The sequence below is a fragment of the Methylibium petroleiphilum PM1 genome (assembly GCF_000015725.1).
Taxonomy (GTDB): domain Bacteria; phylum Pseudomonadota; class Gammaproteobacteria; order Burkholderiales; family Burkholderiaceae_C; genus Methylibium; species Methylibium petroleiphilum.
This window is the reverse complement of record NC_008825.1, coordinates 2,190,256-2,203,172: the sequence shown is the minus strand read 5'-3', so window position 1 is coordinate 2,203,172 and position 12,917 is coordinate 2,190,256. Positions and strand designations below refer to the sequence as shown.

Here is a 12,917-nt window from a genome sequence, read left to right as displayed (position 1 = left end):
TCAATGGCGGTCGCGCCGGCCGTCCCTATAGTGAGGTGCTGGATGGATGGGACGGACCATGACTCAGCAGATCGAGGTCGACGCAGCTCGAGCGCCGCCGGTGCTGGACATTCCCGTGGGTGAGCCCACCGAAGGGTTCGATCGCTGGCTGCACGCGCAACTCGGGCACGCCACGCGCGGCGTCTCGCCGTCGGCGCTGCTGCTCGCCTATGTCGACTGGTTGTCGCACCTGGCGCTGTCGCCGGCCAAGCAGGCCGAGCTGGTGCACAAAGCCTGGCGCAAGGCGCTTCGGCTCGCCTTGTACCTCGCGCATGCAACGAGCCCCGAAGCGCCCTGCTGCATCGAGCCGCTGCCGCAGGACAGGCGCTTCGCCGACCCGGCCTGGCACCAGTGGCCGTTCAACCTGATCTCGCAGTCTTTCCTGCTCACCCAACAATGGTGGCACAACGCCACCACCGGAGTGCGCGGCGTCTCGAAGCACCATGAGGAGGTGGTGACCTTCATCACCCGCCAACTGCTGGACCTGTGCTCGCCGAGCAATTTCGTCGCCACCAATCCGCTGGTGCTGCAGCGCACGCTCTCCACCCTCGGCGCCAACCTGGCGCAGGGCGCCGGGCACTGGTGGGACGATTGGGAGCGCCTGAAGGCGGGCCGCCCGAGCGCGGGCAGCGAGGCTTGGGGCGTCGGTGGGAACCTGGCCACTACGCCGGGGAAGGTCGTGCTGCGCAATTCGCTCGTCGAGCTGATCCAGTACACGCCGACCACGCCGAAGGTGCATCCCGAGCCGATCCTGATCGTGCCCGCGTGGATCATGAAGTACTACGTGCTCGACCTGTCGCCGCACGACTCGCTGATCCGGTATCTCGTCGATCAAGGCCACACGGTGTTCTGCGTGTCGTGGAAGAACCCGGGCGAAGCCGAGCGCGACTACGGCATGGAGGACTACCTGCGCATGGGTTTGTACGACGCGCTCGACGCGGTCGGCGCGATCGTGCCGAAACGCCGCGTGCATGCCGTCGGCTACTGCCTGGGCGGCACGCTGCTGGCGATCGGCGCCGCCGCGATGGCGCGCGACGGCGACGATCGCCTCGCCTCGCTGACGCTGCTGGCCGCGCAGACCGATTTCACCGAGCCGGGCGAGATCGCCCTTTTCATCGACGACAGCGAGGTGGCGTTTCTCGAGGACATCATGTTCGATCGCGGCTACCTCGCCAGCGACCAGATGGCCGGCGCCTTCCAGATTCTGCGCTCCAACGATCTGATCTGGTCGCGCGGTGTGCGCGACTACCTGATGGGTGAGCGCGCGCCCATGACCGACCTGATGGCCTGGAACCAGGACGCCACCCGCATGCCCTACCGCATGCACGCTCAGTATCTGAAGCGCCTCTTCCTGCGCAACGATCTGGCCGCTGCGCGCTTCCGTGTGGCCGGCAAGCCGGTCGCGCTGGGCGACGTGCACGTGCCCGTGTTCTGCCTCGGCACCGAGACGGACCATGTCGCGCCGTGGCGCTCGGTCTACAAGCTGCACGTGCTGACCGACACCGAACTGACCTTCGTGCTGACCAGCGGCGGCCACAACGTCGGCGTCGTCAGCCCGCCGGGCCATCCCCACCGGCACTACCGCGTGCGCACCCGCGCCGCGGATGGCAAGTACATCGACCCCGACCTGTATCTCGCGCAGGCCGAGGCAAAGCCCGGCTCCTGGTGGCCCGAGTGGCAACGCTGGCTGGCGAGCCGCTCCGGCCGTCTGGTCACGCCACCGGCCGTCGGCGCGGCCGCGCAGGGCTATGCCGTGCTGGCGGATGCGCCGGGGCAGTACGTGCTGATGCGCTGAGTCTCCGGTGGTGCAGCACAAGGCGCCCGCGACTTGGTGGCTGTTGCCGCTCGACCGGCTGCTGGCGACGCTGCACACGACCCCGCGAGGCTTGACGCAGCGCCAGGCAGCCGCGCGCCTGCGCCGCCATGGCGAGAACCGGCTCGAGCAGGCCAAAGGGTCATCGTTCGTCCGCCGCGTCGCCACGCGCCTGCTGGAACCGCTGACTTTGGTGCTGCTGGTGGCCTCGGGGATCGCCGCCGCGACCGGCGATGCGATCAGCTTCGGTCTTGTCACTGCGGTGGTGCTGGCGAGCATCTGCCTCGACCTGTTCCAGGAGCATCGCGCGGGACGCGCCGTCGAGGCACTGCAACGTTCGGTGGCCTTGCGCGTGCGGGCCTGGCGCGATGGGCGCGAGGTCGAGCTGCCGGCGTCACGCCTGGTTCCTGGCGACTGCGTCATGCTGGCTGCCGGTAACCTGGTGCCGGCCGATGGGCGGTTGCTGGAGGCGAATGACTTCTTCGTCAACGAGGCGTCTCTGACGGGCGAGGCGTTCCCTGTCGAGAAGCGGCCGCGCGCTACTGCCGGGACCGAGCAGGTCGCACTCGGCTGCCCGCACGCCGCCCTGATGGGCAGCAGTGTGGTCAGCGGATCGGCCCGCGTGCTGGTGTGCGCGACCGGGCGGCAGACAGAGCTGGGCCGGCTGGCGCATCGCCTCGCGCAGGCGCCGCCGCCGACAGCCTTCGAACGCGCGACGCGTCGCTTCGGTCTACTGCTGACGCGTGCCACGGTGGCGCTGGTACTGGCCGTCGTTTTGTCAACCTGCTGAACCAGCGGCCGATGCTGGAATCCTTCCTCTTCGCGGTCGCGCTGGCCGTGGGCCTGACGCCGGAGCTGCTGCCGATGATCGTGTCGGTGACACTGGCCCGCGGTGCCGCGCGCTTGGCGCGCCGCAAGGTTGTCGTCAAGCGGCTCGCCGCGGTGCAGGACCTCGGCGCGATGGACGTGTTGTGCACCGACAAGACCGGGACCCTGACCGAGGCGCGCTTGCGCGTCGAGCGTGCGCTCGATGCCGAAGGCGAGCCGAGCCCGCGCGTGCTCGAACTGGCGTGGCTCAACAGCCACTTCGAGACCGGGCTGAAGAGCCCGCTGGACGACGCCATCCTTGCCCACGGCCAGCTAGATGCAGAGGGCTGGCGCAAGCTCGATGAAGTGCCCTTCGACTTCGAGCGGCGCCGGGTCTCGGTGCTGGTCGAGCGCGCGGGCTCCCGGCTGCTCGTGGCCAAAGGTGCGCCGGAAGACATCTTGCGCCTGTGTGTGGGTGTCGAGCAGGGTTCGGGCATCGCGGCGTTAGACGCAGCGCGCCGTATCTCCATCGAACGCCTGTTTGCGCAGTGCGGCGAGCAGGGCCTGCGCCTGCTGGCCGTGGCCACGCGGTGTATCGACAACGCCACGACGGATGTCACGGCGCGCGACGAACACGACTTCATCTTTGCCGGCTTCGTTGCGTTCACCGATCCGCCCAAGGCGTCTGCGGCCGAGGCGCTGCGCTCGCTGCGGGCGCACGGCGTGGCGGTGAAGATCGTCACCGGCGACCACGAAGCCGTGGCCCGGCACCTGTGCGGCGCGCTGTCCCTGCCGCTTGGCGGCGTGTTGACCGGCACGCAGATCGCCGCACTCGACGACCATGCGCTGCGCGCCGCGGCGTCCGATGCCACCTTGTTCTGCCGCGTGACACCGGAGCAGAAGAACCGCATCGTGCGCGCGCTTCAGGCCGGCGGGCATGTCGTCGGCTACCTCGGCGACGGCATCAACGACGCGCCGCCGCTGCACTCGGCCGACGTCGGCATCTCGGTCGACGGCGCAGTCGACGTCGCCAAGCAGGCGGCCGATCTGGTTCTCCTGGAGCAAGACCTCGCGGTGCTGTGCGACGGCTTGCGTGAAGGCCGGCGCACCGTGGTCAACGTCGGCAAGTACGTGAAGATGGCCACCAGTTCCAACTTCGGCAACATGGTCAGCATGGCAGCCGCCGCGGTGTTCCTGCCGTTCCTGCCGATGCGGCCGGTGCAGATCCTGCTCAACAACTTCCTCTACGACCTGTCGGAACTCGCGATCCCGACCGACCGCGTGAGCGACGCCCAACTGTTCGTGCCGCAGCGCTGGGATGTCGCCGAGATCCGCAACTTCATGTTGTGCTTCGGCACGCTGAGCTCGGTGTTCGACCTCGCCGCGTTCGCGCTGATGGTGCTCGTTCTGCACGTCCCGGCCGCCGTCTTCCAGAGCGCGTGGTTCGTGCAGTCGATGGCCACGCAGGTCCTGGTCATCTTCCTGATCCGCACGCCGCACGCCGCGTGGCGCGATCGGCCCTCTGCCTGGCTGGCGGCGAGCAGCCTCGCGATCACGGCGCTGGCGGTGGCGATGCCGTGGCTCCCCTGGGCCGATGCCTTCGGCTTCGTGCCACTGCCGTTGCCGGCGCTGGCGATGATCGTCGCGCTGACGCTTTCCTATCTGGCCGCAGTCGAGCTGGCCAAGCATGCACTGGGCGCGTTCCAGCGCGTCTCGTTTCCGCAAGATCGCACGTTGCCCATCCCGGCGGCCGATTCGCGTTGATGGCGGCTCGTGGCATCCAGCCGGAGCGCAAGGCGGGCGGCGGGCCAGCAGCAGGTTCATCGGTTGCGAGGCCACCGAGAGCAACGCTGCCGTTTTGCAGCGGTCCAGGACGCCGGTGCCGACCGAGCCAAGCACCAACCCGGCGAACACGCCGTGGCCGTGCGAGCTCATCCCAAACAGGTCCGGCTGCTCCTTGTCGACCAGCGATGCGATCTCTCCGGCCGGATGGCCGACGACAGGCAGGTCGCGGCTGCCGCCCGCTCGTTCGGTTGGCTTGACGTGGCGCAAGCCGTGCGCCGGAGCGAATCCTAGACTGACCTTGCCGCTGCGTGTCGTGCAGCGACTCAACCGAATGGAGCTGACCATGAATGACCTCGCCCGCCTCGACGATTTCTTCCCCGAGTTCTTCCGCCGCTTCGCGCGCACCGTGCCCACCTCGTTGGCGGCCGACATGCCGGCCGAGATCAAAGTCGACGTCACCGAGAACGACAAGGACTACCACGTTCGCGCATCGATTCCTGGCGCGAAGAAGGATGACATCCGCGTCTCGGTCGACGGCAACTACGTTTCCATCAGCGCCGAAGTGCGCAAGGAGAAGGAGGAGAAGTCCGGCCGCTCGCTACTGAAGGAAACCTACTACGGCAGCGCATCGCGCGGGTTCTCGCTGGCGCACGAGATCGACGACAAGGCGGTCGTCGCGAAGCTGGAAGATGGCGTGCTGAAGCTGACCCTGCCCAAGCGCGACGGTGCCGGCTCCCGCGTCATCGCGATCCAGTAGTCGAGGTCACCATGTGCCTCGACGACGTGCCTCCGAGCGAAGAACTGCTGCGTCGCCTGCGCGAGTCCGGTGGCTTTTGAAACAGCCGCACCTCGCGTTCGGCTCGGCCGCGAAGGCATTGCCGCGGTTGACCGAAACGGCGGTGTGGGGCCTTTCGCTCGCGATGGCGATGGCGATGGCGTCCGGCGCCGCAGCGGCCGGGGGCGTCGAGGTCGACGATGGCCCGCCGACCTCGACGCCGTTGGCCGACGTCTTCGTTGCCGAGGTGGACCGCCGCCTGGCGCCCGGCGCACAAGAGGTGATCGAATGGCGCGGCCTGCTGCAGCGGGCTTTCGCGGTCGCCGGGGTGGCTGTGCCAGACGGACAGTTCGTGCTCATGGTCGACCGTGCGCCGCATGCACAGGCCGCCGTGCTGTGGTGGCTGCCGCCGCAGGGTGGATTCGACGCGGCGCGCGTGGTCGGCGCCAGTCCCGTGTCCACCGGACGCGCCTCAGGGTACGACCATTTCGAGACGCCGCTGGGGGTCTTCCCTCACACGTTGGCCAATCCCGACTTCCGTGCCGAAGGCACGCCCAATGCGCAGGGCATCTGCGGCTACGGCGCGCGCGGCATGCGCGTCTTCGACTTTGGATGGCAGCAGGGCTGGCGCGGGTGGGGCGGCGGTGGATGGGGGCAGATGCGCCTGCAGGTGCACGCCACCGATCCGCAGCGGCTCGAACCGCGCCTGGGCACGCAGCAGTCCAAAGGCTGCATCCGCATCGCCGCCAGCCTGAACCGCTTTCTCGATCGTCACGGCGTGCTCGATGCCGACTACGACGCGGCCGTCGCCCGCGGCGAGAGCTTCTGGGTCCTGCGTTCCGACCGACTCATGACGCCCTGGGCGGGACGCTGGCTCGTGGTCGTGGATCGAGAGGGCAGCGGGCACTGATCAGGGCGTGATGACCCCGGCGCGTTGCAAGACCGCACGTGGGCGATCGACCTCGTCGAGGAGGTCTCTCCTCACGGCCACGCTTTGCAGGTTGGCTTCGACGTCGCGTTGCAGCCGCCGGATGCTGGAAGCGGGCCTTGTCAGCCATGTGTCTCGGGCTCCTCGTCGCCGTGCTACCGGTCGAGGTCGTCGCTGAAACCCCGACCAGGACCATCCACCGCCTCGCCGGTGCGCACCGGCAGCGGCAGGCCTCGCGCGGCGAGGGCGTCGCGCAGTGCCACCCGGCATTTCAGCAACCAGGCCTCGCGCCGCGGGTGGGATTCGGGGCTGGTCAGCCAAGCGGGTTCGACGATGAAGAGCGCCAGCGCGGCGTCGCCGCGCGCTGCCTCGGCCGGCGTCGCGTGGTCTGCCACGCGCAGGTCGTCGTTTGAACCAGACAATGGCCCGGCTCACGCGACCGCGCCGTTGCGGATAGCCACTGCGCGCTCGCGGATCGCCTGCTTCTGCGCGTCGTCCAGACGCGCCACGTTCTTCACCTGCAGCGCCATGCGCGGATTGCCGGCCAGCGTCTCCTCGTGGCGCATCAGGAAATCCCAGTACAGCGTGGTGAACGGGCAGGCCTTCTCGCCCGTGCGCTGGGCGGGGTCGTAGCGGCAGCCCTGGCAGTGCGGGCTCATGCGCTGGATGTACTTGCCGGTCGCCACGTAGGGCTTGCTGCCCATCAGCCCGCCGTCCGCGTACTGGCTCATGCCCAGGGTGTTGGGCAGTTCCACCCATTCGACGGCATCCACGTACACCGCCAGGTACCAGGCGTGCACCTGCTGCGGCTGCACGCCCAGCATCAGCGCGTACAGGCCGGTGACCATCAGGCGCTGGATGTGGTGCGCGTAGCCGTGCTGCAGCGTCTGCGTGATCGCGTCGCGCAGGCAGGCCATCTCGGTGTCGCCGGTCCAGTACCAGGCGGGCAGGTCTTCGCGGGCGTCCAGTGCATTGAGCTCGGCATAGCCCGGCATGCGGGTCCAGTAGATGCCGCGCACGTACTCGCGCCAGCCGAGGATCTGGCGCACGAAGCCTTCCACGCCGGCCAGCGGCGCGGCGCCCCCGCGGTAGGCCGCTACGGCCGCGTCCACGACCTCGCGCGGGTTCAGCAGCTTCAGGTTCAGCGCGGCCGCCAGGTGGGCGTGGTACAGCCAGGGTTCGCCGGGCCACATGGCGTCCTGGTAGCGGCCGAACAGCGGCAGGCGCTCGGTGATGAAGCGCTGCAGCGCGACGAGTGCCTGTGCACGCGTCACCGGCCAGGCAAAGCCATCGAGTCGGCCGGGATGGGTGCCGAAGCGCTTCTCGACCAGCGCGATCACCTCGCGCGTGAGCGCATCGGGCTCGAACACCGCACGCGGCGGCACGGCGCCCGGGCCGGCGGCACCGAAGGCCTCGCGGTTGTCGGCATCGAAATTCCACTGGCCGCCCTCGGGCTCGTCTCCGTGCATCAACACGCCGTGGCGCTTGCGCATCTCGCGGTAGAAGTACTCCATGCGTAGCGCCTTGCGGCCGCGCGCGTGGGCCGCGAACTCGCGCACGCTGCCGTAGAAATGGCGGTCCTCGCGGATCTCGAGCGGCAGGCCCTGCGCCTGCGCCACGCACTTGATCGCCTGCAGCACGCGCCAGTCGCCTGGGGCCGTCATCACGAGGCCGGTGGGGCGCAGGCGTTCGATGTCGGCGTGCAGCTGCGCCTGCAGGCTGCCGTGCGTGGCGGGATCGTCCAGCGCGGCGTAATGCAAGGCTCGCCCAGCCGCACGCAGGGCGAGCGCGAAGTGGCGCATCGCGGCGAGGAACATCACCGTGCGCGGTTGGCTCGACCACACATGCGCCGATTCCTCGGCCACCTCGGCCATCCACACCGCATCGCGTGCGGCGTCGAAGCCGTCGAACGCGGCGGCGTGCAGATCCAGCTGATCGCCCAGCACCACGACCAGGTGGCGCATCTCAGTCACGAGTTCCCTTGGCGCGCCGGTAGGCGTCGGAGCAGAACTTCACCTCATCCCAGGTGCGCGCCCAGCGACGGCGCCAGCTCATCGGCCGGCCGCAGGCCACGCAAGGCTTGCTGGGCAGGGCGGCCTTGTTGCCGCGGAATGCGGGGGTGGACGATGTCATTGGCGGCGAGCCCGAACCGAACTCCGAATCGACTGTGCGGGCTCCGAAGGATGCCATCCGGAGGCGGTCGAAGCTGGAGCAGGGGCGTTGCGCAAGCGTTGTGCTTGCCGCCGTCGACGGCCTGAACTGCGAAGCCGAACTACTTCTTGGGAAGTTCCTCAGCCAGTCCCTTGGACAGCGCAGCTCCTGCGGCGTTGCTCATCTCGACCGGCAGCACCGCCCCGTTCTCGAACAGCAATTGGACGCGGACCTTGCCCTCGGTCTCGGAAGGTGCTGCTCCGGCAGCCAGACATTCCAGCGACGGCGTCGCGGCGCCTGGGGCCTGGTCGGTCTTGTCGAGCAATGCGATGGCGACAGCCGGCGCGAGCTCCGTCGCAATGGCCTCGTTGATCGCGGCCTTCTTCGTGCGCTGGGCTGCGGCCGGCTTGGAGCGAGCGCCGCCGCTCCCGGACTTCGGCTTCTTGGCCCGCTTCGAGGCGGTCGCTGCAGTTCGGGGAGAGGTTGTCATGGTTCGCACCCTCTGGTTGAACGCCCAAATGATAGTCGCTGCCTGATGTGCGGCTTCAGCGACGGATGCGCTCGTAGCGCACGAAGTGATAGGGCCAGGGCGCGCCGTCGGTGTGGCTTTCGCGCGCGGCTTCGGAGAAGGCACTGCGGTCCCAGGCCGGGAAGTGCGTGTCGGCGTCCGGCACGTCGGTGTCGACCTCGGTCAGCACCAGTCCGTCGGCGCGCGGCAGCGCCTGGGCGTAGAGCTCACCGCCGCCGATGACGAACACCCGCTCCGCTTCGCGCAGGCGCTCGAGCGCGGCGTCGAGCGAGGGCGCGGCCTCGGCGCCGTCGGCCTGCCAGGCGGCATTGCGCGTCACCACCACGTTGCGGCGGCCCGGCAGAGGCCGGAAACGCGGCGGCAACGACTCCCAGGTCTTGCGGCCCATCACCACCGGACAGCCCAGCGTCGTGCGCTTGAAGTGAGCCAGGTCCTGCGGCAGGTGCCACGGCATCGTTCCGGCACGGCCGATGGCGCCGTCGCGCGCCACCGCGGCGATCAGCCAGAGTTCCATCGGGAGGCCTCAGACCGCGACCGGCGCCTTGATGGCCGGGTGCGGGTCGTAGCCGATGATCTCGAAGTCCTCGTAGGCGTAGTCGAAGATCGACGGCGGCCGGCGCTTGATCTGCAGCGTGGGGTAGGGGCGCGGCGCGCGCGAGAGCTGCAGCTCGACCTGCTCGCGGTGGTTGCTGTAGATGTGGCAGTCGCCGCCGGTCCAGACGAAGTCGCCCACCTCCAGGTCGCACTGCTGCGCCAGCATGTGCGTCAGCAGCGCGTAGCTGGCGATGTTGAAGGGCACGCCGAGGAAGATGTCGGCGCTGCGCTGGTAGAGCTGGCACGACAGCCGACCCCGAGCCGAAGGCGAGTCGCCGGGCGCCACATAGAACTGGAAGAAGGCGTGGCAGGGCATCAGTGCCATCTTCGGCAAGTCGGCCACGTTCCACGCGCTGACGATGATGCGCCGCGAATCAGGGTTGGTCTTGAGCTGCTTCACCACCTCGGCGATCTGGTCGACGTGGCCGCCGTCCGGCGTGGGCCAACTGCGCCACTGCACACCATAGACCGGGCCGAGGTCGCCGTCGGGCGCGGCCCACTCGTCCCAGATCGTCACGCCGCGTTCCTGCAGCCAGGTGGCGTTCCCGTCGCCGCGCAGGAACCACAGCAGTTCGAGGACGATGCTCTTGAGATGGACCTTCTTGGTCGTGACCAGCGGAAAGCCCTCGCGCAGGTCGAAGCGCATCTGGTGGCCGAACACGCTGGTGGTGCCGGTGCCGGTGCGGTCGGCCTTGACCACACCGTGGTCGCGCACGTGGCGCAGGAAGTCCTCGTACTGGGAGCGGGCGGGGCGGGGCGAGGGGGAAGGAAGAGCTGACATCTGCAGATTGTAGGCAGCGGGCCCCGCGGCCGCGCCGGGTCAGGACTTCGGGGCGGCCGGTGCGCCGGCCTGTTCCGGCTCGCGCAGGAGGATCTCCACGCGGCGGTTCTTCGCGCGGCCGGCCTCGCTGGTGTTGTCGGCGATCGGCTCGTGCGAGCCGCGGCCCGAGGTCTCGATGCGTGTCGGCAGGATGCCGCGGCCGGCGAGATAGTCGCGCACGCTCTGCGCGCGGTCGACCGACAGCGGGTTGTTGATCGCGTCGCTGCCGGTGCTGTCGGTGTGGCCGATCACGCGCACCTGCAGCGCCGGGTCGTTGGCTAGGCCGTTGGCGAAGCTGTCGAGCACGGTGCGCAGCTCGGGTTTGATGGCCGACTTGCCGGTGTCGAAGGAGATGTCGCTCGGCACGTTGAGCTTGAGCTGGTTGTCGGCGGTGCGCGTCACGTCGACGCCGGTGCCTTGCGTGGACTGCTCCATCGCACGGCGCTTCTCTTCCATCTTCTTGGACCACACGTTGCCGGCCACCGCGCCGCCCAGCGCGCCGATCGCCGCGCCGGTGGCCGCGCCCTTCTTGCTGTCGCCGATCAGCACGCCGGCCACCGCACCGACGGCCGCGCCGATGCCGGCGCCCTTGGCGGTGTCCTGCTGTTCCTGGTTCATGTTCGCGCAGCCGCTGGCCAGCAACGCGGCCGCGGTGAGCGCGACGATCGAGAGCGTGGGGATCGACTTGCGGGAGGAGGTGATCGTCATGGCAATTCCTTCGAGGTCCAGGATCGTCTTTGTACGGCGCGGCGCCGGGGGCGCTGCAAGCGTTCGTTACAACGCGCCCGCCTCAGGCGTCGTTGACCGCCATCGCCTGCGCATCGGAGAACTGCGACGCCGCCAGCCGCTGGTAGAGCCCGCTGCGCGCCAGCAGTTCCGTGTGCGTGCCGCTGTCCACCACGCGCCCGGCGTCGAGCACCACGATGCGGTCGGCGTGCATCACCGTGCCCAGCCGGTGCGCGATGACCAGGGTGGTGCGGCCCCGCATCGCCTCGTCGAGCGCGGCCTGCACCGCGCGCTCGCTTTCGCTGTCGAGCGCGCTGGTGGCCTCGTCCAGCAGCAGCAGCGGCGCGTTCTTCAGGATCGCGCGGGCGATCGAGATGCGCTGGCGCTGCCCGCCCGACAGCCGCACGCCGCGCTCGCCCAGGAAGCTGGCATATCCCTCGGGCAGGGCGCGGATGAAGGTGTCCGCGTGCGCGGCGCGTGCGGCGGCGATCACCTCGTCGTCGCTCGCCTCGGGTCGGCCGTAGCGGATGTTCTCCATCGCGCTGGTCGAGAAGATCACGCTGTCCTGCGGCACCAGGCCGATGCGCGAGCGCAGCGCGCCGAGGTCGGCCTCGCGCACCGGCACGCCGTCGATCGCCACCGTGCCGCCCTGGGTGTCGTAGTAGCGCAGCAGCAGCTGGAACACCGTGCTCTTGCCGGCGCCGCTCGGGCCCACCAGCGCCACCGTCTGGCCCGGCTCCACGTCGATCGTCACACCGTCCAGTGCCGGCGTCAGCGGGCGCGACGGATAACGGAACACCACATCGCGCAGGCTCACGCGCGAGCCGATCGGCGCTGCGGCCAGCGCGCGCGGCCGGGCGGGGCTCTCGATCGGCGAGCGCGTGGCCAGCAGTTCCATCAGCCGCTCGCTGGCGCCGGCGGCGCGCAGCAGGTCGCCCCACACCTCGGCCAGCACCGCCACCGAGCTCACCAGCAGGATCACGTAGACCACCGTCTGGCCCAGGTGGCCTGCGCTGATCTCGCCGCGGATCACCGCCTGCGTGCCCTGGTACAGACCCCACAGCAGCGCCCCGAAAGTGGCCGTGATGATGAAGGCCACCAGCCCGGCGCGCATGCGCGTGCGCCGCACCGCGGTGGCGAAGGCGCGTGCGGTCGACTCGTCGAAACGTTGCGCCTCGCGCGCCTCCTGCGTGTAGCTCTGCACCACCGGCACGGCGTTCAGCACCTCGGCGGCGATCGCACTCGAATCGGCCACGCGGTCCTGGCTGGCGCGCGACAGGCTGCGCACCTTGCGGCCGAACCACAGCGCCGGCAGCACCACCAGCACCAGGATGCCCAGCACCTGCGCCATCACCACCGGGTTCGTGATCACCAGCATGACGAGCGCGCCCAGGCCCATCACGGTGTTGCGCAGGCCCATGCTGAGGCTGGAGCCCACCACCGTCTGCACCAGCGTCGTGTCGGTGGTCAGGCGCGACAGCACCTCGCCGGTCTGCGTGGTCTCGAAGAACTGCGGGCTCTGCTTCACCACATGCGCATACACCGCGTTGCGCAGGTCGGCCGTGATGCGCTCGCCGAGCCAGGTGACCATGTAGAAGCGCAGTGCCGAGAACACGCCCAGCGCCGCACCCACGCCGAACAGCGCGAAGAAGTGGCCGCGCAGCGCCAGCACGCGCTCGCCGGGGTCGCTGCTGACGAGGCCCTGGTCGATCAGCGCCTTCAGCGCCACCGGGAACACCAGCGTGGTCAGCGCGGCCCCCACCAGGAACAACCCGGCCAGCACGATGCGGCCGCGGTAGGGTTTCAGGAAGGGCAGCAGGCCGCGCAAGGGGCGGACCGAGCGCGCCTTGGCGCCGGCGCCGGCAGCGGCGCCGCCGGTGACGGCCTGGGACATCGTGGAAGTGGAAGAGGCCATGGGGCCAGCAGTGTAAGCAGCCCCCGCCGTGGCGC

Annotated in this window: 13 protein-coding genes; 5 read left to right on the top strand and 8 right to left on the bottom strand. The window is 69.6% G+C overall.

The window, feature by feature from the left end; genetic code table 11:
• Nucleotides 1-58: 58 nt before the first annotated feature.
• The 5 genes from MPE_RS10390 (at nt 59) to MPE_RS10375 (ending at nt 6,129) form a co-directional block, all read left to right on the top strand.
• Entirely contained in the window at nt 59-1,834 is a 1,776-nt protein-coding gene (locus MPE_RS10390; RefSeq protein ID WP_148210929.1) for a PHA/PHB synthase family protein, read from the top strand.
• Between the two features lie 91 nt (nt 1,835-1,925).
• A complete protein-coding gene (locus tag MPE_RS25000) occupies nt 1,926-2,642 on the top strand; it encodes a P-type ATPase actuator domain-containing protein (protein WP_237706309.1) in 717 nt (238 codons plus the stop codon).
• Nucleotides 2,643-2,653: 11 nt separating this feature from the next.
• On the top strand, nt 2,654-4,423 hold the full coding sequence (gene mgtA, locus MPE_RS10385; RefSeq protein WP_237706307.1) for a magnesium-translocating P-type ATPase: 1,770 nt from the start codon (nt 2,654-2,656) through the stop codon (nt 4,421-4,423).
• Nucleotides 4,424-4,787: 364 nt separating this feature from the next.
• A complete protein-coding gene (locus MPE_RS10380) occupies nt 4,788-5,201 on the top strand; it encodes an Hsp20/alpha crystallin family protein (protein WP_231497659.1) in 414 nt (137 codons plus the stop codon).
• Between the two features lie 142 nt (nt 5,202-5,343).
• A complete protein-coding gene (locus MPE_RS10375) occupies nt 5,344-6,129 on the top strand; it encodes a L,D-transpeptidase family protein (RefSeq protein WP_158304610.1) in 786 nt (261 codons plus the stop codon).
• Between the two features lie 173 nt (nt 6,130-6,302).
• On the opposite strand, the gene MPE_RS10370 is transcribed toward MPE_RS10375, so the two are convergent.
• From MPE_RS10370 to MPE_RS10335, 8 genes are all read right to left on the bottom strand, one after another.
• Nucleotides 6,303-6,542 (bottom strand): deoxyribodipyrimidine photo-lyase, encoded by a 240-nt coding sequence (locus MPE_RS10370; protein ID WP_158304609.1) that lies wholly within the window; start codon nt 6,540-6,542, stop codon nt 6,303-6,305.
• A 36-nt stretch (nt 6,543-6,578) separates the two neighbouring features.
• Nucleotides 6,579-8,111 (bottom strand): cryptochrome/photolyase family protein, encoded by a 1,533-nt coding sequence (locus MPE_RS10365; protein WP_011829650.1) that lies wholly within the window; start codon nt 8,109-8,111, stop codon nt 6,579-6,581.
• Between the two features lies 1 nt (nt 8,112).
• Nucleotides 8,113-8,280: a DUF2256 domain-containing protein gene (locus MPE_RS23285; protein WP_083767965.1), complete on the bottom strand. Its 168-nt coding sequence runs from the start codon at nt 8,278-8,280 to the stop codon at nt 8,113-8,115.
• A gap of 139 nt (nt 8,281-8,419) precedes the next feature.
• Nucleotides 8,420-8,788, bottom strand: coding sequence for a hypothetical protein (locus MPE_RS23975; RefSeq protein ID WP_011829648.1), 369 nt, complete (start codon nt 8,786-8,788; stop codon nt 8,420-8,422).
• A gap of 55 nt (nt 8,789-8,843) precedes the next feature.
• Nucleotides 8,844-9,341, bottom strand: a complete 498-nt coding sequence (locus MPE_RS10350) for a dihydrofolate reductase (protein WP_011829647.1) — start codon at nt 9,339-9,341, stop codon at nt 8,844-8,846.
• Between the two features lie 9 nt (nt 9,342-9,350).
• On the bottom strand, nt 9,351-10,202 hold the full coding sequence (locus tag MPE_RS10345; protein WP_011829646.1) for a thymidylate synthase: 852 nt from the start codon (nt 10,200-10,202) through the stop codon (nt 9,351-9,353).
• A gap of 39 nt (nt 10,203-10,241) precedes the next feature.
• The gene (locus MPE_RS10340; protein WP_011829645.1) at nt 10,242-10,949 is read right to left on the bottom strand and encodes a YiaD family glycine zipper/OmpA-like lipoprotein; all 708 of its coding nucleotides are present in this window, start codon (nt 10,947-10,949) and stop codon (nt 10,242-10,244) included.
• A gap of 82 nt (nt 10,950-11,031) precedes the next feature.
• Entirely contained in the window at nt 11,032-12,861 is a 1,830-nt protein-coding gene (locus MPE_RS10335) for an ABC transporter transmembrane domain-containing protein (protein WP_049820798.1), read from the bottom strand.
• Nucleotides 12,862-12,917: the final 56 nt, after the last annotated feature.

What these genes read in the sequence shown, in the direction of transcription:
- MPE_RS23285 (WP_083767965.1), bottom strand. Translation starts at nt 8,280, where the DNA reads ATGACATCGTCCACCCCCGCATTCCGCGGCAACAAGGCCGCCCTGCCC.
- MPE_RS10365 (WP_011829650.1), bottom strand. Translation starts at nt 8,111, where the DNA reads ATGCGCCACCTGGTCGTGGTGCTGGGCGATCAGCTGGATCTGCACGCC.
- MPE_RS10390 (WP_148210929.1), top strand. Translation starts at nt 59, where the DNA reads ATGACTCAGCAGATCGAGGTCGACGCAGCTCGAGCGCCGCCGGTGCTG.
- MPE_RS23975 (WP_011829648.1), bottom strand. Translation starts at nt 8,788, where the DNA reads ATGACAACCTCTCCCCGAACTGCAGCGACCGCCTCGAAGCGGGCCAAG.
- MPE_RS10335 (WP_049820798.1), bottom strand. Translation starts at nt 12,861, where the DNA reads ATGTCCCAGGCCGTCACCGGCGGCGCCGCTGCCGGCGCCGGCGCCAAG.
- MPE_RS10380 (WP_231497659.1), top strand. Translation starts at nt 4,788, where the DNA reads ATGAATGACCTCGCCCGCCTCGACGATTTCTTCCCCGAGTTCTTCCGC.
- MPE_RS10345 (WP_011829646.1), bottom strand. Translation starts at nt 10,202, where the DNA reads ATGTCAGCTCTTCCTTCCCCCTCGCCCCGCCCCGCCCGCTCCCAGTAC.
- MPE_RS10340 (WP_011829645.1), bottom strand. Translation starts at nt 10,949, where the DNA reads ATGACGATCACCTCCTCCCGCAAGTCGATCCCCACGCTCTCGATCGTC.
- mgtA (WP_237706307.1), top strand. Translation starts at nt 2,654, where the DNA reads ATGCTGGAATCCTTCCTCTTCGCGGTCGCGCTGGCCGTGGGCCTGACG.
- MPE_RS10350 (WP_011829647.1), bottom strand. Translation starts at nt 9,341, where the DNA reads ATGGAACTCTGGCTGATCGCCGCGGTGGCGCGCGACGGCGCCATCGGC.